Here is a 23,749-nt window from a genome sequence, read left to right on the forward strand (position 1 = left end):
CGGCTCATCTGATTCCGCCTGCGATCGGAGGCCCTCGACGTGACCACAGCCGACCTGATCGGCAAGATCTTCCAGATCCTGCTCGGGCTCGCGGTCTTCGCGGCCGTCATCGGGCTGATCCTGTTCCTCATCGATCGCGCCCCCAAGCGCGGTCGCGACTGGTATCAGCTCGTGCTCTTCCTCGCCCCCGCGTGCCTCCTGCTCGCGGTGGGCCTGCTCTACCCGGCGGTGCGCACCGCCTTCACCTCGTTCACGAACCGCGCCGGAGACTTCGTCGGCGTCGACAACTACGTGTGGATGTTCACGCAGCCCGAGGCGCTGCTGACCCTCGGCAACACGATCCTCTGGGTCGTGCTCGTGCCGACGGTGTCGACCGGCATCGGCCTCGCCTACGCCGTGTTCATCGACCGCTCCCGCGGCGAGCGCATCTACAAGTCGCTCGTGTTCATGCCGGTCGCGATCTCGTTCGTGGGCGCCGGCATCATCTGGAAGTTCATCTACGAGTACCGGCCGTCGAGCCGCCCGCAGATCGGCCTCCTGAACCAGGTCGTGATCTGGTTCGGCGGCGAGCCGGTGCTGTGGCTGCAGGAGCCGTTCGTGAACACGATCCTGCTCATCATCGTGATGATCTGGGTGCAGACCGGCTTCGCGGTCGTGGTGCTCTCGGCCTCGATCAAGGGCATCCCGGCCGAGCAGCTCGAGGCGGCCGAGCTCGACGGGGCGACGAACTGGCAGCGGTTCAGGAACGTGACGCTGCCCGGCATCCGCGGCGGCCTCGTCGTGGTCGTCACGACCATCACGATCGCGACGCTCAAGGTCTTCGACATCGTGCGCGTCATGACCGGCGGCAACTTCAACACGAGCGTCATCGCGAACGAGATGTACACGCAGGCGTTCCGCGCGGCCGAGCCGGGCCGCGGCGCGGCGCTCGCGCTCGTGCTGTTCCTGCTCGTCGTGCCGGTCGTCGTCTACAACATCCGAGTGCTTCGCAAGCAGAAGGAGATCCGATGAGCCAGACCACCGGATCGACCGACAAGGCGATCGCGAAGGAGCTCGACTCCGCCGCACGCCGGGGCTACAACCTCGACGGCACGAAGGCGCAGCGGGTGAAGCGCCGGCTGACCTCGCGCCCGGCGACGGTGTTCGCCATCCTCATCACCGTGCTCTGGACGCTGCCGACCTTCGGCCTGCTCGTCTCGTCGTTCCGCCCGGCCGAGCTCATCAACACCACCGGCTGGTGGACGGCCTTCGAGAACTGGGGCTGGACCCTCGACAACTACAGCGAGGTGCTGCTGTCGGCGTCCTCCTCGGCGCCGCAGCTCGGCTCGTACTTCGTGAACTCGCTCGCGATCACGATCCCGGTCGTCGTCTTCGCGACGGTGCTGGCCGCCATGGCGGCCTATGCGCTCGCCTGGATCAAGTTCCCGTTCGCGGAGTGGGTGTTCATCATCATCTTCGCGCTGCAGATCGTGCCGCTGCAGATGGCGCTCATCCCGCTGCTGCAGATCTTCACCTCGACGCTGAAGCCGGCGCAGGAGTGGCTGCACGACGTCATCCCGATCATCCCCGACGAGACCTACGTGCAAGTCTGGATCGCGCACACCATCTTCGGTCTCCCGCTCGCGATCTTCCTCCTCCACAACTTCATCTCCGAGATCCCGCGCGAGCTGATGGAGGCCGCACGAGTCGACGGGGCGACCCACGGGCAGATCTTCCTCCGCATCGTGGTGCCGCTCTCGGTGCCGATCCTCGCGTCGTTCGCGATCTTCCAGTTCCTCTGGGTGTGGAACGACCTGCTCGTGGCCCTGGTCTTCTCGGGCGGCACCGCCGACGTCGCTCCGCTCACGCAGCGGCTCGCCGAGCTCGCGGGCCAACGCGGCCAGACCTGGCAGCGCCTCACTGCCGCGGCGTTCATTTCGCTCGTCGTGCCGCTCATCGTGTTCTTCAGCCTGCAGCGCTACTTCGTGCGCGGCCTGCTCGCAGGTTCGACCAAGGGCTGATCCGGGCGGGCGGGGGAGCCGGATGCCGCGTGGCCGGCCACGCGGCATCCGTGCTGCCCGCTCGTGGCGAGCTGCCCCGCGGGTGCGCCGGGGGCGAACGGCGCCGACCGCGGGAGGCGGCGGTCGTAGGGTGAATCCATGAGCATGCACGGCGGGGGCGGTGGAGGCGGGGCGCAGGTCGGCCGCTACGGCAAGGCGCGCACGCGCATCGCCTCGTCCGACGAGTCGGCGCAGCGGGCGGCCAACGCCGAGGCGCCCAAGATCCCGCACCTGCTGCGACGCATCGCCGAGCTGTTCGCCCCCCACCGGACGGCGCTCATCACGACGGTCGTGCTCGTGCTCGTCGGTGCGGCGCTCAGCGTGATCCCGCCGCTCCTCACCCAGCGCGCCTTCGACGACGGGCTCTTCCCGACCGGCGCGGGCGGCGAGGCATCCCCGCCGAACGTGCCGGTGCTCACGGCGCTCGTGCTCGCGATGATCGCGGTGTTCGTGGTGTCGGCGCTGCTCGGCGTCTGGCAGACGTGGCTCACCGCGACGATCGGCAACAAGGTGATGGGGTCGCTCAGGGTGCGGCTGTTCAGCCACCTGCAGGCGATGGAGCTGAGCTTCTTCACGCGCACGAAGACGGGCGTCATCCAGTCGCGCCTGCAGAACGACGTCGGCGGCGTCGCGGGCGTGCTCACGAACACCGTGTCGAGCGTGCTCGGCAACACGGTCACGGTCATCTCGGCGTTCATCGCCATGCTCCTGCTGAACTGGCAGCTGACCCTCATCGCCCTCGTGCTGATGCCGTTCATGGTGATCGCGCAGCGCCGGGTCGGGCAGGTGCGAGCGCGCATCGCCGGCAAGACGCAGGAGTCGCTGTCGGAGATGACGGCGATCACGCAGGAGACGCTGAGCGTGTCGGGGATCCTGCTCTCGAAGAGCTTCACCCGGCAGCAGAGCGAGATCGAGCGCTACGCCGACGAGAACCGCAACCAGATCCGCCTGCAGGTCAAGCAGCAGATGACCGGCCAGTGGTTCTTCGCGATGGTGAACATCTTCATGTCGTCGATCCCGGCGATCGTGTACCTCGTGGCGGGCTGGCTCATCGCCGGCGGCACCGCGGGCCTCACCGCAGGCACCATCGTCGCGTTCACGACCGTGCAGGCGCGACTGCTGTTCCCGCTCATGGGGCTCATGCGCGTCGCCCTCGACCTGCAGACCTCGAGCGCGCTGTTCGCCCGCATCTTCGAGTACCTCGACCTGCGGCCGACGATCACGGATGCGCCCGACGCGCGGGAGGTGCCGGTCGAGCGGGGCGACGCGCCCGGCGGCGGCGACGGCTCCGACGGCCGCGTCGAGGTGCCCGCGAGCGGAGCGCTCGGCCGCGTCGAGTTCGACGAGGTCTCGTTCCGCTACCCCGACGCCGACGCCGAGTCGCGCCCGACGCTCGACGGGGTCAGCTTCACCATCGAGCCCGGCCGCTTCGCGGCCTTCGTCGGGCCGAGCGGCGCCGGCAAGACGACGGTCTCGTACCTCGTGCCGCGCCTCTACGAGGCATCCTCCGGCGCCGTGCGCTTCGCGGGCATCGACGTGCGCGAGCTCCGGCAGGAGTCGCTCATGTCGCACATCGGCATCGTCAGCCAGGAGACCTACCTGTTCCACGCGACGATCGCCGAGAACCTCCGCTACGCGAAACCGGGCGCCACCGACGCCGAGCTCGAGGCGGCCGCGCGCGCCGCCAACATCCACGACACGATCGCCTCCTTCCCCGACGGCTACGACACGGTCGTCGGCGAACGCGGCTACCGCCTCTCGGGGGGCGAGAAGCAGCGCATCGCGATCGCCCGCGTGCTCCTGAAGGACCCGGCGGTGCTCGTGCTCGACGAGGCCACGAGCGCGCTCGACACCATCTCCGAGCGCGTCGTGCAGCAGGCCCTCGACGACGCGGCGCGCGGTCGCACCACGATCGCGATCGCGCACCGGCTCTCGACCGTCGTCGCCGCCGACGTCATCTTCGTGGTCGTCGCCGGGCGCATCGTCGAGCGCGGCACGCACGCCGAGCTCGTCGACGCCGGCGGGGTGTACGCCTCGCTCTACCGCCAGCAGGAGGAGCGCCCGGTGGAGGGCGCGGGCGTGCTCGAGCCCTGATCCCCGAGAACCCCGTGGCATCGGCGCATCGGAAGGCCCCGCGGCAGTAGCGTGGTCGGACGACGCCGAGGGGGAGACATGGGCGATCACCAGGATGACGACGCGGATTCGGGCGCGACGAGCGCACCGGCCGCGGGCACGACGGGTCCCACCGGCTCGACCGGCCCGACCGGGTCGACCGGCTCACCGAGCGCGAAGGCACTGAACCGACGGGTCGTCGGGCTCGCCGCGGCGGGAGCCGTCGGCGGGTTCCTGTTCGGCTTCGACTCCTCGGTCGTGAACGGCGCGGTCGACGCGATCGAGCACCAGTTCGGGCTCTCCGCGGCAGCGACGGGCTTCGCCATCGCGAGCGCGCTGCTCGGCTGCGCGATCGGCGCCGAGCTCGCCGGGCGGCTCGCCGACCGGTGGGGGCGCATCCCGGTCATGCTGCTCGGCTCGGCGCTCTTCCTCGTCTCGTCGATCGGCTCGGGCTTCGCCTTCGCCGGGTGGGACCTCACGATCTGGCGCATCATCGGCGGGATCGGGATCGGCATCGCCTCCGTCGTCGCGCCCGCCTACATCGCCGAGATCTCGCCGCGGAAGCAGCGCGGGCGGCTCGCCTCGCTGCAGCAGCTCGCGATCGTCTTCGGCATCTTCGCCGCGCTGCTCTCCGACGCGCTGTTCGCGACCGCGGCGGGCGGCGCGGTCGAACCGTTCTGGTTCGGCCTCGAGGCCTGGCGCTGGATGTTCCTCGCCTGCATCGTGCCCTCGGTGGTCTACGGCCTGCTCGCGTTGCGGCTGCCCGAGTCGCCGCGATTCCTCGTGCGGCAGGGCCGTGAGGAGGTCGCGCGCTCCGTGCTGGCGCAGATCCAGCCGGCCGACGAGATCGACCGCTCCGTGCGCGAGATCCACGACTCGATCGCGAACGACGCGCTCGCGAACCGCAAGGGCGCACTGCGCGGCCCGGTGCTGGGCCTCCGCCCGATCGTGTGGATCGGAATCCTGCTGTCGGTGTTCCAGCAGTTCGTCGGCATCAACGTGATCTTCTACTACTCGACGACCCTCTGGAGCGCCGTCGGCTTCGACGAGTCGAACTCGTTGCTCATCAGCGTGCTCACCTCGGTGACGAACATCGCCGTGACCTTCGTCGCCATCGCGCTCGTCGACCGGGTCGGCCGGCGGCCGCTGCTGCTCGTGGGATCGGTCGGCATGACGCTCGCGCTCGCGACGATGGCGGTCTCGTTCGGCAACGCCGTGACCGTCGACGGCGAGCTCAGCCTGCCCGGCGCGTGGGGGCCGATCGCGCTCGTCGCCGCGAACGTGTTCGTCATCGCCTTCGGCTTCTCGTGGGGCCCGCTCGTGTGGGTGCTGCTCGGCGAGATCTTCCCGAACAGCATCAGGGCGCGGGCGCTCGGCCTCGCCGCCTCGGCCCAGTGGATCGCGAACTTCCTCGTCACGGTCAGCTTCCCGGTGATGAGCGACTTCTCGCTCGTCCTCACCTACGGCATGTACGCGACCTTCGCCGCGCTCTCCTTCTTCTTCGTGCTCACGAAGGTGCCCGAGACGAACGGCATGTCGCTCGAGCAGTCGGAGACGCTGTTCCCGCCGAAGGGGTCGGCGAGGCGGAAGCAGACCGCGGTCGAGTAGCGACGCGTCCCGTTCGGGCGGCCTGGAGCCGAGACCCGAGCCGGGGTCTCGATCTGCTTGCGACCGACCGGCCCTATTCGACCGGAGCGGCTCCGCGCTCCTCGAGCATCGACTCCATGAGCTCGATCTCGCTCGTCTGGCTGTCGACGATGGACTGCGCGAGCGCCACGACGACCTCGGTCGAGGAGCGGTCGAGCACGGCCTCGGCCATGTCGACGGCGCCCTGGTGGTGGGCGACCATGAGCTCGAGGAACCGCACCTCGGCTTCCACTCCGGAGAGCGTACGGAGTTCGGCCACCTGCTCGGGCGTCGCGAGTCCGGGCATCGGGGCGCCGGGTTCGTGCGCGGCGTCGTCGGCGGATCCGTCGGCTCCGTGCGACGCATGTCCGGAGCCGTCGGCGGCGGGCCGGGTCATCCACGTCATCGACGGCTCGCGGCCCGCCTGCGGCAGCCCCCAGCTCGCGAGCCAGCCGTACATCTGCCCGGCCTGCTGGGCCTGCGTGGTCGCGATGTCGTAGGCGAGCAGCCGAACCTCGTCGTCGGAGGTCGCGTCGCGCACGATCATCGCGAGCTCGACGCCCTGCTGGTGGTGCACCTGCATGTCGCGGGCGAAGCCGGCCTCGGCGCTCGTCGTGGTCGGCGTCGGCTCGGCGAGCGTCGAGAGACGCCCGATCGAGAAGGCGGCGACCGCGACGACGACGACGGCGAGGGATGCCACGACCGCGACCGCGATCCGGCCGCCGCGGCCGCGCCGGGGCGGCCGCGACGGCGTGGCAGCGGGCGGGGCGAGCGAGGAGCCCGTCGCGGTGTCGGGTGCGGTCACGACACCTTGCCGGGGGCGTCGTAGGCGCCGGTGCACAGCGCGCCGGGCTCGGGGACGTCCTGGCTCTGCCAGTACTCCTCGAAGAACTCCGCGATGCGGGGGTCGCCGGCGTCGTCGAGCTGGAGCTGGGTGTTCCAGCCGCTCAGCACGATGGGGGAGGGCAGCCCCTCGAACGGCGACAGCACGACGTAGCTCGACGGCAGCTTCGACTTCAGGGTCGCGAGCTCGTCGTCGGAGACCTTCGCCGCGTCGTAGGTGACCCAGATCGCACCGTGCTCGAGCGAGTGCACGGCGTTCTCGTTCGGCACGGGCTGCTCGTAGACGCCGCAGTTCAGCCACACCTGGTTGTGCTCGCCGCCCGCGGGCGGGGTCTGCGCGTAGTCGACGACGCCCTCGACGTGGCCCGCGCCGTTCTCGAACGTCTCGACGCCCTCGATCTTCGCGCCGTCGCCGCCCGCGCCGTAGCTCGCCGGCTGCGGCGTGAGCACGATGGCGGTGACCAGCAGCGCGATGACGGCGACGCCGCCGGTGATGCTCGACCACAGCACGATCTTGCGATTGCGCTTGGCCCGCGCCTCCTTCTTGCGGAACTCCTCGAGCTTGCGCTGGCGCTCGGCGGCGCGCTGCTCCTTGATGCTCTGCTGCTTCGCCTGCTGCTTCGCCTTCGGGGGGATGGGCGGGGTCGCGCTCACGCGGGCCTCTCTCGGTTCGGGACGCCGACGGCGGGGAGAATCGCGTCGACGTCGAGGGGACGTCAGAACCATACGAACGCATGCGGCTGGGAGAACGCCGCATCGCGTGCGGGATGCGGCACGGGGCATCCGGCCCGCGCCATCGTCATCGTGACAGGCCGAGCGCCGCCGGGCTAGAGTTGACCTCGTGATCCTCTCGCTGTGTTGTCGCTGACGCCGACGTCTCCCGACCCCACGCACGCACACTCGCCCAGATCTCTCGCCGCCCACTCCGCCGGCCGAGCAGCCGCGGCCGACACGCAAGGACACCCATGAAGTACGCAGAATCCATCGTCGACCTCGTCGGCGACACCCCGCTCGTCAAGCTCCAGCACGTCACGGAGGGCGTGACGGAGGCCACGGTGCTCGTCAAGCTCGAGTACCTGAACCCCGGCGGCTCCTCGAAGGACCGCATCGCGGGCCGCATCATCGACGCAGCCGAGCGCGACGGCCTGCTGAAGCCGGGCGGCACCATCGTCGAGCCGACGAGCGGAAACACCGGGGTGGGCCTCGCGCTCGTCGCGCAGCAGCGCGGCTACCGCTGCGTGTTCGTGTGCCCCGACAAGGTGGGTGAAGACAAGCGCAACGTGCTCACCGCCTACGGCGCCGAGGTCGTCGTCACGCCGACCGCGGTCGCGCCCGACAGCCCCGAGTCGTACTACGGCGTGTCCGACCGGCTCGCGCGCGAGATCCCGGGGGCGTTCAAGCCCGACCAGTACTCGAACCCGAACGGGCCGCGCTCGCACTACGAGACCACCGGCCCCGAGATCTGGCGCGACACCGACGGGCGCGTGACCCACTTCGTCGCGGGCGTCGGCACGGGCGGCACGATCACGGGCACCGGGCGGTACCTGCGCGAGGTGTCGAACGACGCGGTGCGCATCATCGGCGCCGACCCCGAGGGCTCGGTCTACTCGGGCGGCACGGGACGCCCCTACTTCGTCGAGGGCGTGGGCGAGGACTTCTGGCCGTCGGCCTACGACCCCACGGTGCCGCACGAGATCATCGCCGTGAGCGACGCCGACTCGTTCGCGATGACGCGGCGCCTCGCGCGCGAGGAGGGCATCCTCGTGGGCGGCTCGAGCGGCATGGCCGTCGTCGCGGCGCTCGAGGCCGCGGCAGCGCCCGGCGTGACGGCCGACGACGTGTTCGTCGTGCTGCTGCCCGACGGCGGCCGCGGCTACCTCGGCAAGATCTTCAACGACAAGTGGATGCGCGCCTACGGCTTCGGCAACGCGCCCGCCGGCCACACGATCGCCGAGCTGCTCGCGGCGAAGGCCGACCGCACCGCACCGCTCGTGTACGTGCACCCGAACGACACGGTCAAGGAGGCGATCGACCGCATGACCGAGACCGGCGTCTCGCAGCTCGTCGTGCTGTCGGCCGAGCCGCCCGTCGTCCTCGGCGAGGTGCTCGGCGCCCTGCACGAGGAGGTGCTGCTCGACCAGGTGTTCTCCGGCGTGGTGAAGCTCACCGACGAGGTGAGCACCGTCGTCGGCGATCCGCTGCCCCTCATCGGCGTGACCGAGCCCGTCGCCGCGGCCCGGCAGGCCTTCGCCGGCGCGCCCGCGATGCTCGTCACCGACGGCGGCAAGGCCCTCGGCGTGATCACCCGCACCGACCTGCTCGGCTACCTCTCCCACTAGACCCCTCACCGATTCAGGAGAAAGCACGCCGCTCAGGACGATTCCGGCCGAATCGTCCTGAGCAGCCGCCGAATTCCTGAAACACCTGCGAAAGGCACCTCCTCATGCACGACGACGCACGCTTCGACACCCGCGCGATCCACGCCGGCCAGGCCTTCGACCCCACCACGGGCGCGGTCATCCCGCCGATCTACCAGACCTCCACCTACGTGCAGGACGGCATCGGCGGGCTCCGCGGCGGCTACGAGTACTCGCGCGGCGGCAACCCCACGCGCACCGCGCTCGAGACGCAGCTCGCGGCGCTCGAGGGCGGCGCGCACGGCCTCTCGTTCGCCTCGGGCCTCGCCGCCGAGGACGCGCTGCTGCGCACCGTCGTGAAGCCGGGCGACCACGTGGTCATCGGCAACGACGTGTACGGCGGCACCCACCGGCTCATCCGCCGCGTCTTCGGCGACTGGGGCGTGCGCCACTCGACGGTCGACACGAGCGACGTCGACGCGGTGCGCGCGGCGATCGAGCCGGGCACCACGAAGGTGCTCTGGATCGAGACCCCCTCGAACCCCCTCATGAAGGTGTCGGATGTCACGGCGCTCGCCGAGCTCGGACACGAGGCGGGCCTCGTCGTGGTGGTCGACAACACCTTCGCCTCGCCGGCGCTGCAGCAGCCCCTCGCACTCGGCGCCGACGTGGTCGTGCACTCGACGACGAAGTACCTCGGCGGCCACTCCGACGTGGTCGGCGGCGCGCTCGTCTTCGGCGCGGGCGAGCGCCTCGACGAGGTGCATGAGCGGGTGAAGTTCACGCAGTTCGCCGCGGGCGCCGTGTCAGGTCCGTTCGACGCGTTCCTCACCTCGCGCGGCATCAAGACCCTCGGGGTGCGCATGCAGCGGCACAGCCAGAACGCGCTCGCGATCGCGCGCCGGCTCGACGAGCACGCCGGCGTCGAGCGGGTCTACTACCCGGGGCTCGAGTCCCACCCGGGCCACGAGCTCGCGGGCCGGCAGATGTCGGGCTTCGGCGGCATGCTCTCGATCGCCCTCGCCGGGGGCGGCGCGGCGGCGCGTCGTTTCGCGGAGTCGACCGAGCTGTTCCAGCTGGCCGAGTCGCTCGGCGGCGTCGAGTCGCTCGTGAACTACCCCTCGGAGATGACGCACGCCTCCGTGAAGGGCACCGAGGCCGAGGTGCCCGAGTCGGTGGTGCGCCTCTCGGTGGGCATCGAGGACGTCGACGACCTCCTCGCCGACATCGACCAGACGCTCGCGCGACTGTAGCCGTCCCGGCCGGTCGTTCCCCGACGGGGAGCGACCGGCGCCTGCGGTGCGACAATGGAGGTGACGGCGCGCGGCCCGTCACCGGCGCCGCTGGGAGATGATTCTCATGGTCTGGCTCTGGATCACCGTGATCGTCGTCGTCATCCTCGCGATCATCCTCTTCTTCATGTCGGTGAGGATCGTGAAGCAGTACGAGCGCGGCGTCGTGCTGCGGTTCGGCCGCCTGCACAACGTGCGCGATCCGGGCATCAGGTTCATCATCCCGATCGTCGACGTGATGACCAAGGTCTCGCTGCGGGTGGTGACGCTGCCGATCCAGTCGCAGGGCATCATCACGCGCGACAACGTGAGCGTCGGCGTCTCGGCGGTCGCGTACTACCGCGTGACCGACGCCGTGAAGTCGGTCATCGTGATCGAGAACGTGAAGTCGGCGATCGACCAGATCGCGCAGACCACGCTGCGCAAGGTGATCGGGCAGCACCACCTCGACGAGGCGCTCTCCGACACCGCGGTGCTCAACGTGAACATCCGCGAGATCCTCGACGTGACGACCGCCGAGTGGGGCGTGCAGGTGACGCTCGTCGAGCTGAAGGACATCCTGCTGCCCGACGCGATGAAGCGGGCGATGGCCCGCCAGGCCGAGGCGGAGCGCGAGAAGCGCGCGAAGATCATCGCGGCCGAGGGCGAGGCGCTCGCCGCGGCGCAGCTCGGCGTCGCGAGCGACACGATGATGTCGCATCCGCTCGCCCTGCAGCTGCGCACCCTGCAGACGCTCGTCGAGGTCGGCGTCGACAAGAACACGCTGGTGGTCGTGCCGGCGCCGCTCCTCGGCTCGATCGGCGAGCTGACCTCGTTCATCGACCGGGAGTCGGCGGTGGCGCAGGTGCGCGGGCACTGAGCGAGGTGTGGCAGAAAATCGACGAAGAGTGCCGATCCAGCCATCGCGTCGGGCGCGACGGGTGCCCCAGAATGATCGGGTGACTTCGAACGACACCGCCTCCGCGAGCGCCGCGAACGGCGAGCACCGCGGCAGCCTCGGGCTCGGCCAGGGTACCGCGCTCTACATCGCGAGCGTGCTCGGCACCGGCATCCTCGTGCTGCCGGGCCTCGCCGCGAAGGCCGCCGGCCCCGCCTCCATCGTCGCCGTGGCGGCCGTGCTCGTGCTCTCCATCCCGCTCGCGGGCACCTTCGCCGCGCTCGCCGCGCGCTACCCCGACGCCGGCGGCGTCGCGAGCTACGTGCGCCGCGCGCTCGGCGACACCGCGGCCCGCATGGCGGGCTACTGGTTCTACTTCGGCGTGTGCGTCGGCGCGCCCGTGCTCGCCGTGCTCGGCGGCGAGTACGTCGTGGCGGTGCTCGGCGTCGACCGCTCGGCCGTGCCCGTCATCGGGCTCGCCGTGTTCGTGCCGCCCTTCATCGCGAACTGGTTCGGCGTGCGCGTCGCGGGCTGGGTGCAGTTCGTGCTCTCGGGGCTGCTCGTCACCGTCGTCGTCGGAGTGGTCGCCGTGACCTTCCCGGCCGCGGAGATGTCGAACTTCCAGCCGTTCCTGCCGAACGGCTGGGCCGGCGTGGGCGTCGCCATCAGCCTCTTCGTCTGGGCGTTCGCCGGCTGGGAGGTCGGCACCCACATCGCCGGCGAGTTCAAGAACCCGCGCCGCACGATCCCGATCGCGACGGCGATCGCGGTCGTCGTGGTCGGCGTCGGCTACCTCGCACTCCAGTTCGTCACCGTCGCGGTGCTCGGCGACCGGGCGGGCGACGGGCAGGTGCCGCTGCTCGACCTCGTCGAGACCACCGCGCCCGGCATCGGGCCGGTGCTCGTGGCGATCATCGCGGCGATCGTCACCGTCGGCGTGATGAACGCGTACCTCCCCGCCTTCGGCAAGCTCGGCGCCGCCCTCGGGCGCGACGGCGACCTGCCCCGCTTCCTCGCCAAGGGCGCCGCCGACGGCGAGATCCCCCGACGGGCGCTCGCGGTGACGGGCGTGCTCATCCTCGTCTACTACGGGCTGATGCTCGCGAACGACCTCGAGCTGTCGGGCTTCATCCTGGTCCACACGAGCAACATGGTCGCGATCTACGCCGCCGGCATGCTCGCCGCGACCCTGCTGCTGCGCCGCTGGTCGTTCGGCTGGTGGCTCGCGGTGGTCGCGACCGTCATGACGGTCGGACTGCTCGTGCTCGCCTGGGCGAACCTGCTCGTGCCCGCGGTGCTCGCGCTCGCCGCGATCGCGGTGACCGTGGTGCGCCGCTGGCGGGCGCGGCGCGCCTCGAGGGCGGCCGGGGCGAAGGCGGCATCCGCGGCGGGCGAGACCGACGACGGATCCGCGCCCGACGAGACCGCATCATCACCCGACCGCATCGCCGAGGAGCAGCACGCATGACCGAGTACCGGGCCCACTTCGACGCCGAGATCGACTTCGTCAACGGGGGAGGGCTGCGGGCCGAGGGATTCCGCCTCGACCTGCCCTCGCCCGAGCTCGGCGAGGCCGAGATCGGCGCGCTGCTCGTGCGGCATCTCGGGCTCGCCCTCGTCGGCAGGGTCGCGCTCTCGAACCTCGAGATCGTCGCCGAGCCGCACCGCGGATCGCGGGGCGTCGACGCGAGCGGCGCGGAGCCCGAGGCATCCGCCGCGGACCGCGCCGAGCGCGGGGCGCTCGTCGACCTCAGCCACCCGATCTCGGCCGGGCTCGTCACCTATCCCGGCCTGCCCGCACCGACGATCACGCCGCACCTCTCGCGCGAGGCCTCGCGCGAGCACTACGCGCCCGGCACCGAGTTCGCACTCGACGTCATCACGATGATCGGCAACACGGGCACCTACCTCGACAGCCCGTTCCACCGCTACGCCGACGGCGGCGACCTCGCGAGCCTGTCGCTCGAGACGCTCGTCGGCCTCCGGGCCGAGGTGTTCAGGCTGACGGATGCCACGGGGCGCGGCATTCCCGCTGAGGTGTTCCTCGATCGCGAGCTGGCCGGCAGCGCGGTGCTGCTGCACACGGGGTGGAGCCGTCACTTCGGGCGGCCCGAGTACGCGACGGGTGCGCCGTTCCTGACCGAGGCCGGGGCGCGACACCTCGTCGCGGCCGGGGTCGCGGCCGTCGGCATCGACTCGCTCAACATCGACGACACCGAGTCGGGCGGGCGGCGGCCCGCCCATTCGATCCTGCTCGAGGCGGGCGTGCACGTGATCGAGCACCTGACCGCGCTCGAGCGGGTGCCGGTCCGCGGCGCGCGCTTCACGGCGGTGCCGCCGCGGGTCGAGGGCTTCGGCACCTTCCCGGTGCGCGCGTTCGCCGAGCTCCCGGCCTGAGCGGCGCCCGTCGCGGCCGGGACGCGGTGGCGCAGGGGGGCCGCGTGCGTGAGTATTGGGGGATGAGCGTTCCCGCCTATTCCCTTCGCGACGGCAACTCCATTCCCGCGATCGGGCTCGGCACCTACGGGCTGAACGACCAGCTCGGCATCGCGGCGATCACCTCGGCCATCGACGAGGGCTATCGCCTGATCGACACGGCCTACAACTACGGCAACGAGGAGGCGGTGGGCGAGGCCATCGAACGCACCGACGTCGACCGCAGCGACCTCGTCATCACGACCAAGCTGCCCGGCCGTCATCACGGCTTCGACGAGACGATCGCGAGCTTCGAGGAGTCGCGGAAGCGGCTCGGCCTCGAGTGGGTCGACCTGTATCTCATCCACTGGCCGCTGCCGCGCATCGACAAGTACGTCGACAGTTGGCGCGCGATGATCTCGCTGCGCGAGAAGGGGCTCGTGCGGGCGCTCGGCGTCTCGAACTTCACGCCCGCCATGCTCGAGCGGCTCATCGACGAGACGGGCGTGGTGCCGGTCGTCAACCAGGTCGAGCTCCACCCGTACTTCCCGCAGGAGGAGCTGCGGGCCTTCCACGACGAGCACGACATCCGCACCGAGAGCTGGAGCCCGCTCGCGCGCCGCACCGAGCTGCTGCGCGAGCCGGTGGTGGTCGAGCTCGCCGAGGTGCACGGCGTGAGCCCGGCACAGCTCGTGCTGCGCTGGCACGTCGAGCTCGAGTCCGTGCCGATCCCGAAGTCGTCCGACCCCGAGCGGCGCCGCGAGAACCTCGATGTGTTCGGCTTCTCGCTCACCGCCGAAGAGGTCGCGGCGATCTCGGCGCTCGCGCGGGGGCGCATCTGGGGTGCGGACCCCGACACGCACGAGGAGTTCTGAGGCGGGGCCGTCCCGGACGGCCCCGGACGCGGCGAACCGGGCCGACCCTGATGGGCCGACCCGGTTCGCACCGGCCGATTCGCCCGGCCGCGTGAAGGACCGGATGGCGCTCGACCCGTTCGCTCCACCCCGACGCGGTCCGGCCCGGTGCGACCTGTTCGGACGCACCGGGCCGGAGGGTCACCCGCGGCTCACCAGAGCAGCAGCGGCACCGGGAAGGTGGCCGAGTCCGCGTAGCCGCCGGCGCCCGCGAACTCGCCGCGCACGAAGTGGAGCCCGGCTCCGAGCTTCGGCAGCTTGATGCTCACGCTGCCGTCGTCGGCCGCGGTCACCGGCACCTCGGCGAGCACCGTGTCGCCCTCGTACACCCTGAAGGTGCCGATCGGCGAGCTGCCGTCGAGCGCGACGACCCCACCGACGAACCGGATGGCCGAGCCCGACTTCGCGAGCAGCTTGTTCGGTCCGCCGAGGGCGAGCGTCACGACCTCGGTGGTCGACCCGGTGACCGTCAACGTCGCCTGGGCGCTGAGCCCCGACGTCGCGCCCTCGGCGATCAGCGTGTGCTCGCCGAGTGCGACCGTTGCGGGGATCGTCACCTCGGTCGAGAACGAGCCGTCGCCGTCGGTCGTGACCTCGGCGAGCCTGACGGGCTCGGAGTGGAGCGTGATCGCCACGATCTCGCCCGAGCCGAATCCGGTGCCCGTGAGCTCGAGCTTCCCGCCCTGCGCCACGGTGTCGTCGCCGAGCACGAGCTCGGCATCCACCACCGGTGCGTCGCCGACCTCGATCGAGAACGGCTCGGAGACCGAGGCCAGGTAGGCCGCGGGGTCGTCGGGCGTGAAGTGCGCCGTGTAGGTGTGGACCCCCGAGGTCTCCACGCGCACGTCCACCGTCGCGGTGCCCGCGATGACGGTCGCCGTGCCGACCACGGCGTCGCCCTCCCGGATCTCCACCTGGCCCGCGGCCGCCGCGGGTGCGACGGTCGCGCTCAGCGCGAGGAGGTCGCCGGCCACGGGAGCCTCGGCCTCCGAGCCGAGGACGACCGTGGTGGCCGTCGCCGGCGTGAGCACGGTGAGCGTGGCGGACGCCTCGACCGCCGAGACGGCACCGAACGCGGTCACCGGGTACTCCCCGTCGGCCACGTCGCCCGGGACGGCGATCTCGGCATCGATCTCGCCGTCGCCGTTCGCCGTCGTGCCGACCGGCTCGCCGTCGCCGAACCGGAGCTCGACCGCCTCGTCGGGCGCGAACCCGTCGCCGGTCACCCGCGCCGTGCCGCCCGGGGCGACCACGGCCGGGTCGACCGCGATCTCGGGCGTGTACACCGGAGCGGGCTCGTCGACGACGATCTCGAGCGTGGTCGAGGCCGACCGGACGCCGTCGTCGACCGTGACCGAGACGGTGTAGGTGCCCGCGACGGCGTAGGTGTGGTCACCGACGACGTTGCCGTCGGTCACCGGCAGCGCCGACACGGGGGCGCCGTCGCCCCAGTTCACGATGGCGGACTGCTCGGGTGCACCGCCGGCGGCCGTGGCGAGCGTCGCCTCGAACGCCTGCGCGGCGACCTGGGTCCCGACGGACTGCGGCTGCACCTCGAGCGCCGAGGCACTCGAGCGGTCGCCGTCGGAGGCGACGGCGAACACGTGCACGCGTCCGTCGCCGAGCGTGCCCGACTCGGTCGGCATCGTCAGCGCCTCGACGACCTTCGGGGCGCCGGCGTCGTCGGTGTCGATCGTGATCGGCGCCGTCGCGTAGATCGCGGTGTTCTTGACCGAGGACTCGGCCGCGGTGCCGGAGAGTCGACCCTCCGAGATCGCGAGCACGGTGTTGCCGTACGCCGGGTTGCCGGAGGCCCCGACCCAGTCGCCGAACGAGATCTTCACGGTCTGCGAGCTGCCGTCGGTGAAGTGGAGCACCGCCTCGGGCTGGCGCCCGCTCTCGGTCGCCGCGCCGACGAAGGCGAGCCGGCTCGCTCCCGCGCCGAGGTCGAGGCGCACCGTCTGCCCCTCACCGGTGAGGTTGTCGGGCTTGCCGGCCGCCACCGCGGGCAGGTCGAAGCTCAGCTCGGTGCCGGGGATCGCGATGGTCGTGCCCTGGACGAATCCGTCGGCGGCGAGCTTGTCGCGGAAGTACCCGTGGCCCTGGCTGTCGCAGTTCGCGGCGGTCGTGCCGAGGTCGCCGATGCAGACGGAGCCGAACGAGCCGACGAGCGTCTCGTCACGGGTGACCGAGATGTTCGACGCCGCCGAGGCGAGGGCCCCGGTCGAGTCCTGCACGATGACGGTGGCGGTGTACACGCCCGGCGCCGCGAAGGTGTGCGGCGCGGTCACGCGCCAGCCGCCGAGGTCGTCGCGCTTCAGCACCGCCACGACCGCACCGGTGCCGTCGCCGTAGTCGACCGAGACCTGGTAGCCGTCGGCCGAGGTCTCGGTGCCGACGATGGTCGCGATGGAGCCCGAGAACTCGGTGTCGACCGCGACGGACTGCGCCGGCGCCGGGTTCACCGAGAGCCCGTCGGCGCTGCCCGCCGAGGCGAACAGCTCCACCTCGGACAGCGCGAGCGGTCCGCCGGCCGACTCGACCGTGAGGCGCAGGCTCGTGTAGACGCCGTCGCCGTCGGTCGAGAACGGACGCGTCTGCGTCGGCCAGTCGAAGGACTCGCCGTCGCGGTGGTCGAGCTCGGTCCAGGTCTCGCCGTCGGTCGAGCCCGAGAGGGTCCACGCCGCGGGCGCCGTGGCGAGCGCGGCGCCGGTCAGCGTGTACTGGCCCACCGTCACCGGCCCGGACTGCGAGGTCCAGGTCAGCTCGGCGGTGCCCGCGTCGAACGTCGCGGCCGAGTTCATGCTGTCGTCGACGAGCGCCGCCGTCGAGGTGCCGTCGCCCGCCGTGAGGGTGCCGCGGCCGGGCTTCGTGGCGTCGACGAGCGTGCGCGGAACCTCGAGCCCCTCGCCGAGGTCCTTCGCGCCCCACGTGCTCGGCTCGTCGCTCATCGTGAACGAGAGCTCGCCGCCGTCGCGCAGCAGGTCGCCGTCGAGGGTGGTGACGTCGACGGACTCGCCGTTCAGCTCGACGCCCGAGACGTAGGTCTTGCCCTCGGAGGCGCCGGGTGCCGAGATCACGAGCTCGCGGTCGCCGACGGTCAGCGTCGCACGGTCGAACAGCGGCGTGCCGATGGTGTAGTCGCCGGAGCCCACCTCGAGCGGGTAGAGGCCGAGGGCGGAGAACACGTACCAGGCCGAGAACTCGCCGTTGTCCTCGTCGCCCGGGTAGCCCTGGCCGATGTCGGAGCCCACGAAGAGCCGCTGCTGGATGTCGCGGATCAGCGCCTGCGCCGATGCCGGGTCGCCCGCCTCGGCGAGCACGTACGGGATGTGGTGCGCGACCTGGTTCGACATGCCGAGCATGCCGAGTCGGACGTCGCGCGCCTCCCGCGCCTCGTGGATGCCGGAGTAGTCGGCCTTCTCACGGACGGTGAGGAACTCGTCGAGCTCGTCGATGAGGCCCTGCCGCCCGCCGTAGAGCGCGGCGAGCCCCGCGACGTCGTGCGGCGCGTGGAACCCGAAGGTCTTCGCGCTCGCCTCGGTGAACGCGCCGCCCCAGGCCTTCTGGTCGAACTCGGCGCCCACCGGCCAGCTGCCGTCCGCGTTGCGGGCGGTGAAGGTGCCGGCCTCGGGGTTGAACATCTCGGCGTAGTGGCTCGCGCGGGCCTGGAAGTACTCGGCCTCCTCGAGGAGCCGGTCGACGCGGTCGGCCGGCGTGTTCGGGTCGTCGGCGAGCGCCGTCGCCATCTCGCCGATGCCGAAGTCGTTGATGAAGCCCTCGAGGCCCCACGACGCGCTCTCGTGCGTGGTCTCCTCGGTGTAGCCGAGGAAGATCGACTGCGCGAGGCCCTTCCGGCCGACGGCGTTCGACGCGGGGAGCACGGTGGCGTTCTTCACTGCGGCGTCGTAGGCCTCGAGCGCGGTCTCGGTGTCGAGCGCGCCGGCGAGGTACGCCTCGGCGAAGGCGACGTCCGAGCTCGTGCCGGTCATCAGGTCGGCGTAGCCGGGCGAGGACCATCGGGCGATCCAGCCGCCGTCGCGGTACTGCTGCACGAACCCGTCGACGAGCTCCTCGGTGATGTCCGGGTAGAGCAGCGAGTAGAGCGGCCACGCGGTCCGATACGTGTCCCAGAAGCCGTTGTTGACGTAGATCTTCCCGTCGACGATCTTCGCGTTGGTCGTGGTGTCGGTCGCGGATCCGCTGGTGGCCGAGACGGGGCTCGCGTACTTGTACTCGGGGTCGCCGGCGGTGCCGACGTTCTCGAACTGCGAGTTCGGGTAGAGGTTCAGGCGGTACAGGCTGGAGTAGAGGGTCACCAGCTGCGTCTCCGTCGCGCCCTGCACGTCGTGCACCACGCCGAGACGGTCGTTCCAGGCCTGCTGCGCGGCCGCGTGGGCGTCGTCGAACGAGACGCCGGCGAGCTCGAGCCCGTGGTTGCGCTGCGCCTGCTCCTGCGAGATGAAGGAGGACGCGATGCGGAGCTCGACCGTGCGGTCGCCCGAGGTGTCGAACGCGGCGAAGCGTGCGCTGCCGTTGCGGTTGCCCTGCGTCGTCGCCCCGGCCTTCGTCGGCTGGGCGTCGAAGGTGCCGTACACGAACATGCGGGTGCGGCCCGGCCAGCCGGAGCCGCCGTCGACCCAACCGCTGACCGTGTCGCCCGTGATCGTGAGCTTCGACGAGTTCACGAGCTGGTCGACGATCACCGAGCTCTGGTCTCCGGTGAAGCCGAAGCGGTAGATCGCCCCGTGGTCGGTCGCGGTGACCTCGGTCGTGATGCCGTTGTCGAACTCGACCCCGTAGACGTCGGGCCGCGCCACCTCGTTCTCGCGGTGGAAGGTGAGGCGCCGGTCGTCGAGCGTCGAGGTCGGGTTCGCGCCCACCGCGGGGAGGACGGCGAGCTGGTTGCGGTCGCCCATCCAGATGCTCGGCTGGTGCGAGAAGCCGATGCCCTCGAGCGCCGGCAGGTTCTGCGCCGTATTGGCGCCCTGGTACTGGTAGATCGTCCCGGTGTTGTCGGCGTTCGTCATCGGGGTGATGAAGTTGAAGCCGTTCGGCACGCCGACCGCCGGGATGTTGTTGCCGCGCGAGAAGCCGCCGGTCGAGTTCGTGCCGCGGCGCGTGTCGACGTACGAGACGAGTCCGTCGGAGTCGTCGAGCGGCTCCGCCTCGTCGATGCTGAGGTCGTCGAGCCATCCGAGGACGGTCGTGCCCGCCGTCGGGGTCTCGACACCGGTGACGCCGTCGCCCGGGTGGTCGTAGTCGAGGAGGACGTCGGTGACCGTGCGCCCGGCGAGCGAGCCCAGGTCGACCGTCACCTTGTTCCACTGGTCGGGCCAGAGCACGTTGGCCAGGCCCTGCGAGCGCGCGTCGGCGCCGTAGCCGTACGAGTCGGTCAGCTCGTGCGACGAGAGGGTCGTGCCGTCGTCGAGCACGAGGTCGACCGAGACGAACGTCGAGGCGTAGCTCTGCCCCGCGTCGAGCACGGGGAAGACCGTGTACGAGAGGCGGCTGTCCTCCTGGACGGCGATGTCGACGTCGGCGTAGATCACCGAGGTCGATGCGGCCGGGCCGGCCGCGAGGTGGCTGCCGGCGTACCGGAGCGCGTGGGTGCCCGAGAACCCGACGTTGGTCTTCGCGGTGTACGAGCTCGTCGGACCCGAGTCGACCTCGAGTGCCAGGTCGGTGGGCGTCGGCACGGCGTCGGCGTCGGCGATCGGCTCCCAGCCGGCGAGCTGGATGAGGCCGCCCGAATGGTTCGCGGTGATGTCGAGCCGGTAGTAGCGGTAGGCCGCGCTCGGGGCGGCGAGGGTGAACGTCCGGGTCTGGCCGCGCGCGGTGAACGACTCGCCGCTGCGCGCGTCGACGACCGCCCAGTCGCTGCCGTCGTTCGAGCCGAGGATGCGGAAGTCGCGGGGGTCGCGCTCGGGTGCGTCGTTGCCCGAGGTCAGCGTGTAGGCCTCGATCGGCTTCGCCTCGGCGAGCTCGTACTGCGCCCACGCGGTCGAGGTGAACGTCAGCCACTTCGACCCGGGATTGCCGTCGGCGAGGTTGCCGGCGACCTCGTTCGGCGGGTTCTCGGCCGAGGCCGTGACCTTCGTCACCTGCGGCAGCAGGCTGCCCGGCACGTTGCGGTCGCCGCTGAGGTTGACCGATTCGCCAGTGCCCGCGAGCGCCGGCACGGCGTCTCCTGCTTCGAAGGACGACGTGAATGTCACCTCCCCGGCGGCCGCCGCGGCCGAGATCGGCGTCAACGCCGCCGCGGCCATCGCCATCGTGATCACTGCTGTTGCGGTCGCCCGCGTTCGGCGGGCGCTGCCCGACCGCTTGAAGTGCTTCACCGTCGCTCCCTGTCGCTTCACTGCGAAACCTATGACACCGCTGTCATCGGCTTTTGGACGCTACCACGTCGCCGACCGATGCGGAAGGGCTCGATCTGCCGGGCCCGGTGCGCCCGGGCGAGGCGAGGTGATTCCCCGAGGGCCGCACTCGAGCGGCTTGAGTTCAAGCGCCCTTGAAGTCGTAGGCTCGATCGGGTGAGTGAGCCGACCGCCGAGACCCCGATGCCGACCCGCGACGACGCGGAGCTCGAGACCCCGGCGTCCGCCGAGCCCGAGGCCCGCAGCCCGCTCTCGCGGCCGTATCGCTGGCTGTCGATCGGCATGTTCTCGCTCATCTTCCTCGCGGCGTTCGAGGCGATGGCGGTCACGACGGTCATGCCGATCGTCGCGCGCGACCTCGACGGGGTCGCGCTGTTCGCGCTCGCGTTCGCCGTGCCGCTCGCCGCGGGCATCATCGGCATGGTGATCGCCGGCAACTGGACCGACCGCTCCGGGCCGCTTCCCTCGCTGATCACGGCGGCCGTGCTGTTCGTCGTCGGCCTGCTCATCGCCGGCACCGCCACCGACATGACGGTGCTCATCGTCGGCCGCTTCGTGCACGGACTCTCGGGCGCCGCGGTGATCGTGCCGCTCTACGTCATCGTCGCGCGCGTGTACCCCGAGGCGCTGCGCGCCCGGGTATTCGCGGGGTTCGCGGCGGCGTGGGTGATCCCGTCGATCATCGGGCCCGCCGTCGCCGGCGCCATCGCCGAGGTGTTCAGCTGGCACTGGGTGTTCCTCGGCGTCATCGTGCTCGTCGCCCCCGCGGCGGCGATGGTGGTGCCGCCGATCCTCCGGGTGCGCGAGAAGATCCAGGGCGACCCGGCCGTGGCCTGGAGCCTCGGCCGGATGGGCTGGGCGGTGCTCACCGCCGCCGCCGCGCTCGCCCTCTCGCTCTCGAAGGAGTTCGCCGACCCGTGGCGCTGGGTGGTGGCGGCCGCGGCGATCGCGCTCATCGTGATCGCGGCCCGCCCGCTCCTGCCCGTCGGCACGCTGCGCGCCGCCCGTGGCCTGCCCGCGACGGTGCTGCTGCGCCTCATCGTCGCGGGCGCGTTCTTCGGCAGCGAGATCTACCTGCCGTACCTCTTCATGGAGCGCTACGAGTTCTCGGCGAGCCTCGCGGGCGCCGTGCTCACGGGCGCCGGCGTGAGCTGGGCCGTCGCGTCGTGGCTGCAGGGCCGCCTCGGCGACCGCGTCTCGAACGCGCAGGCGGTCATGATCGGCTCGGTGCTGCTCACGCTCTCGCTCGTCGGCGTGCTCGCGGTGGCGGCGTTCACCCTGCATCCGGCGATCGCCTTCGTCGCGTGGACCTTCGCCGGCGCGGCCATGGGGTTCATGTACCCGCGCCACTCGGTCGCGGTGCTCGGCCTCTCGCCGGTCTCGGCGCAGGGCTTCAACAGTGCGGCGCTGTCGATCGGCGAGTCGCTCGGGGCGTCGTCGGCGCTCGCCATCACCGCGCTCGTGTCGAGCGCGGTCGCCGCGTCGGCCTTCACGGCCGACTTCGCGGTCACGGTCGTCATCGCGCTCGTCGCGGTGGTGCTCGCCCCGCGCGTGCGCCCGCGCGCCTGACGCGGCCGGCTGCCGAGACCGCCGTCGGGGACGGTCGAATCGCCCGCGACCGGTCGAATCGAATCGACCCCGCGATGTGACTGTCACATGGCGACGTTGTGCGATCGCGCCCGACGTGCATAATGGAAGCACCTTCGATGTGAACGTGCACATCGACGTCGATCGGTCTGGCAGTGAATCCTGATTCTCCCAAGGGGCGGGCGCCCAGCATCCGCGATGTCGCGCGCCTCGCGGAGGTGTCTCACCAGACCGTCTCGCGGGTGCTGAACGACCATCCGAGCATCAGGCCCGAGACGCGCGATCGCGTGATCGCCGCGATGGAGACGCTGCAGTACCGGCCGAACCGCGCCGCCCGTGCGCTCGTCACGAGCCGCTCGCACACGATCGGCGTGCTCGCCGCCCGCAGCACCGAGTACGGCCCGGCGACGGCCATCGCCGCGATCGAGGACGCGGCGCGCGAGCACGGCTACTACGTGAACACCGCGAACATCGCCGACCCCTCGCCCGAGGGCATCGCCGACGCGCTCGAGCACCTGATGCTGCAGGCGATCGAGGGGCTCGTCGTCATCGCCCCGCAGGTGCGCGTGTTCGAGGTGCTCGCAGGCGCCCCGGTCGGCGTGCCGTTCGTGAGCCTCCAGTCGACCGGGCGCAGCGACCACCTCGCGCTCTCGGTCGACCAGGTCACCGGCGCCCGACGCGCGACGCAGCACCTGATCAACCTCGGCCACCGCGAGATCGTGCACCTCGCCGGACCGCAGGACTGGATCGAGGCCGAGGCGCGGATGCGCGGGTTCCTCGACGCGATCGGCGACGCGGAGCTCGACCTCCACCCGCCGATCCTCGGCGACTGGAGCGCCGACTTCGGCTACTTCGCCGGCCGCGAGCTCCTGCGCCACCGCGACTTCACCGCGGTGTTCGCGGCCAACGACCAGATGGCGATCGGGCTCATGCACGCCTTCCGCGACGGGGGCGTCGACGTGCCCGGCGAGATCAGCGTCGTCGGCTTCGACGACATCCCGGTGGCGCAGCACGTCTGGCCGCCGCTCACGACGGTCTACCAGGACCACCGCGAGAGCGGCAGGCGGGCGGTCGCCCTGCTCCTGAACCAGCTCCACGGCGAGCAGGTGCTCGAGGTCGAGCAGATCGTGCCGCGTCTCGTGGTGCGCGGCACGACCGCGGAGGCGCCGGTGCGCAAGCCGCTCGCCCGGGCCTGACACGTGCCGTCTTTCGGCCCCCGCTTGACAGCGGGGCATGTCGGATGCACCATAGGTCTCGATGTGAACGGTCACACGCGTCACATCGAGTCCCCGAACCACAGACACCGA

15 protein-coding genes are annotated in these 23,749 nt (G+C 71.3%); 12 read left to right on the top strand and 3 right to left on the bottom strand.

Features of this window, described 5'->3' with window-relative positions; translation table 11 throughout:
* Positions 1–39: 39 nt before the first annotated feature.
* The 4 genes from ACFVTH_RS10900 to ACFVTH_RS10915 all read left to right on the top strand — a co-directional run bounded on the left by ACFVTH_RS10900 (position 40) and on the right by ACFVTH_RS10915 (position 5,759).
* Positions 40–1,011, top strand: a complete 972-nt coding sequence (locus ACFVTH_RS10900; RefSeq protein WP_387090392.1) for a carbohydrate ABC transporter permease — start codon at positions 40–42, stop codon at positions 1,009–1,011.
* A complete protein-coding gene (locus ACFVTH_RS10905) occupies positions 1,008–2,000 on the top strand; it encodes a carbohydrate ABC transporter permease (protein ID WP_387090394.1) in 993 nt (330 codons plus the stop codon). Before ACFVTH_RS10900 ends, ACFVTH_RS10905 begins: the two co-directional genes overlap by 4 nt.
* 144 nt (positions 2,001–2,144) lie before the next feature.
* Positions 2,145–4,133, top strand: coding sequence for an ABC transporter ATP-binding protein (locus ACFVTH_RS10910; protein WP_387091844.1), 1,989 nt, complete (start codon positions 2,145–2,147; stop codon positions 4,131–4,133).
* 78 nt (positions 4,134–4,211) lie between these two features.
* The gene (locus ACFVTH_RS10915; protein WP_387090396.1) at positions 4,212–5,759 is read left to right on the top strand and encodes a sugar porter family MFS transporter; all 1,548 of its coding nucleotides are present in this window, start codon (positions 4,212–4,214) and stop codon (positions 5,757–5,759) included.
* Between the two features lie 73 nt (positions 5,760–5,832).
* On the opposite strand, the gene ACFVTH_RS10920 is transcribed toward ACFVTH_RS10915, so the two are convergent.
* Together ACFVTH_RS10920 and ACFVTH_RS10925 are read right to left on the bottom strand one after the other, a co-directional pair.
* On the bottom strand, positions 5,833–6,582 hold the full coding sequence (locus ACFVTH_RS10920; protein WP_387090399.1) for a DUF305 domain-containing protein: 750 nt from the start codon (positions 6,580–6,582) through the stop codon (positions 5,833–5,835).
* On the bottom strand, positions 6,579–7,274 hold the full coding sequence (locus ACFVTH_RS10925; RefSeq protein ID WP_387090401.1) for a DUF3105 domain-containing protein: 696 nt from the start codon (positions 7,272–7,274) through the stop codon (positions 6,579–6,581). Before ACFVTH_RS10925 ends, ACFVTH_RS10920 begins: the two co-directional genes overlap by 4 nt.
* Positions 7,275–7,585: 311 nt before the next feature.
* Between ACFVTH_RS10925 and ACFVTH_RS10930 the strand changes: the two genes are divergently transcribed.
* The 6 genes from ACFVTH_RS10930 to ACFVTH_RS10955 all read left to right on the top strand — a co-directional run bounded on the left by ACFVTH_RS10930 (position 7,586) and on the right by ACFVTH_RS10955 (position 14,436).
* Positions 7,586–8,959, top strand: coding sequence for a cystathionine beta-synthase (locus ACFVTH_RS10930; protein WP_387090403.1), 1,374 nt, complete (start codon positions 7,586–7,588; stop codon positions 8,957–8,959).
* A 104-nt stretch (positions 8,960–9,063) separates the two neighbouring features.
* Positions 9,064–10,230, top strand: coding sequence for a cystathionine gamma-synthase (locus ACFVTH_RS10935; RefSeq protein WP_387090405.1), 1,167 nt, complete (start codon positions 9,064–9,066; stop codon positions 10,228–10,230).
* Between the two features lie 106 nt (positions 10,231–10,336).
* Positions 10,337–11,128, top strand: a complete 792-nt coding sequence (locus tag ACFVTH_RS10940) for a slipin family protein (RefSeq protein ID WP_387090408.1) — start codon at positions 10,337–10,339, stop codon at positions 11,126–11,128.
* 79 nt (positions 11,129–11,207) lie between these two features.
* Positions 11,208–12,614, top strand: a complete 1,407-nt coding sequence (locus ACFVTH_RS10945) for an APC family permease (protein WP_387090411.1) — start codon at positions 11,208–11,210, stop codon at positions 12,612–12,614.
* Positions 12,611–13,543, top strand: a complete 933-nt coding sequence (locus ACFVTH_RS10950; RefSeq protein ID WP_387090414.1) for a cyclase family protein — start codon at positions 12,611–12,613, stop codon at positions 13,541–13,543. The genes ACFVTH_RS10945 and ACFVTH_RS10950 overlap by 4 nt, the downstream gene beginning before the upstream one ends.
* A 62-nt stretch (positions 13,544–13,605) precedes the next feature.
* A complete protein-coding gene (locus ACFVTH_RS10955; RefSeq protein ID WP_387090415.1) occupies positions 13,606–14,436 on the top strand; it encodes an aldo/keto reductase in 831 nt (276 codons plus the stop codon).
* Between the two features lie 191 nt (positions 14,437–14,627).
* Here ACFVTH_RS10955 and ACFVTH_RS10960 read toward each other — a convergent pair whose 3' ends face one another.
* Complete coding sequence (locus tag ACFVTH_RS10960) at positions 14,628–20,837, bottom strand: GH92 family glycosyl hydrolase (RefSeq protein WP_387090418.1); 6,210 nt, start codon at positions 20,835–20,837, stop codon at positions 14,628–14,630.
* A 174-nt stretch (positions 20,838–21,011) separates the two neighbouring features.
* Between ACFVTH_RS10960 and ACFVTH_RS10965 the strand changes: the two genes are divergently transcribed.
* Entirely contained in the window at positions 21,012–22,424 is a 1,413-nt protein-coding gene (locus ACFVTH_RS10965; RefSeq protein WP_387090421.1) for an MFS transporter, read from the top strand.
* Between the two features lie 173 nt (positions 22,425–22,597).
* On the top strand, positions 22,598–23,638 hold the full coding sequence (locus ACFVTH_RS10970; protein ID WP_386938422.1) for a LacI family DNA-binding transcriptional regulator: 1,041 nt from the start codon (positions 22,598–22,600) through the stop codon (positions 23,636–23,638).
* Positions 23,639–23,749 lie beyond the last annotated feature (111 nt).

It is taken from the genome of Agromyces sp. NPDC058104, from assembly GCF_042884835.1.
Classification (GTDB): Bacteria; Actinomycetota; Actinomycetes; order Actinomycetales; family Microbacteriaceae; genus Agromyces.

Bases quoted from the DNA above. Each gene is read 5' to 3' on its own strand.
- ACFVTH_RS10950 (WP_387090414.1), top strand. From the start codon at position 12,611: ATGACCGAGTACCGGGCCCACTTCGACGCCGAGATCGACTTCGTCAAC.
- ACFVTH_RS10935 (WP_387090405.1), top strand. From the start codon at position 9,064: ATGCACGACGACGCACGCTTCGACACCCGCGCGATCCACGCCGGCCAG.
- ACFVTH_RS10930 (WP_387090403.1), top strand. From the start codon at position 7,586: ATGAAGTACGCAGAATCCATCGTCGACCTCGTCGGCGACACCCCGCTC.
- ACFVTH_RS10955 (WP_387090415.1), top strand. From the start codon at position 13,606: ATGAGCGTTCCCGCCTATTCCCTTCGCGACGGCAACTCCATTCCCGCG.
- ACFVTH_RS10910 (WP_387091844.1), top strand. From the start codon at position 2,145: ATGCACGGCGGGGGCGGTGGAGGCGGGGCGCAGGTCGGCCGCTACGGC.
- ACFVTH_RS10915 (WP_387090396.1), top strand. From the start codon at position 4,212: ATGGGCGATCACCAGGATGACGACGCGGATTCGGGCGCGACGAGCGCA.
- ACFVTH_RS10905 (WP_387090394.1), top strand. From the start codon at position 1,008: ATGAGCCAGACCACCGGATCGACCGACAAGGCGATCGCGAAGGAGCTC.
- ACFVTH_RS10940 (WP_387090408.1), top strand. From the start codon at position 10,337: ATGGTCTGGCTCTGGATCACCGTGATCGTCGTCGTCATCCTCGCGATC.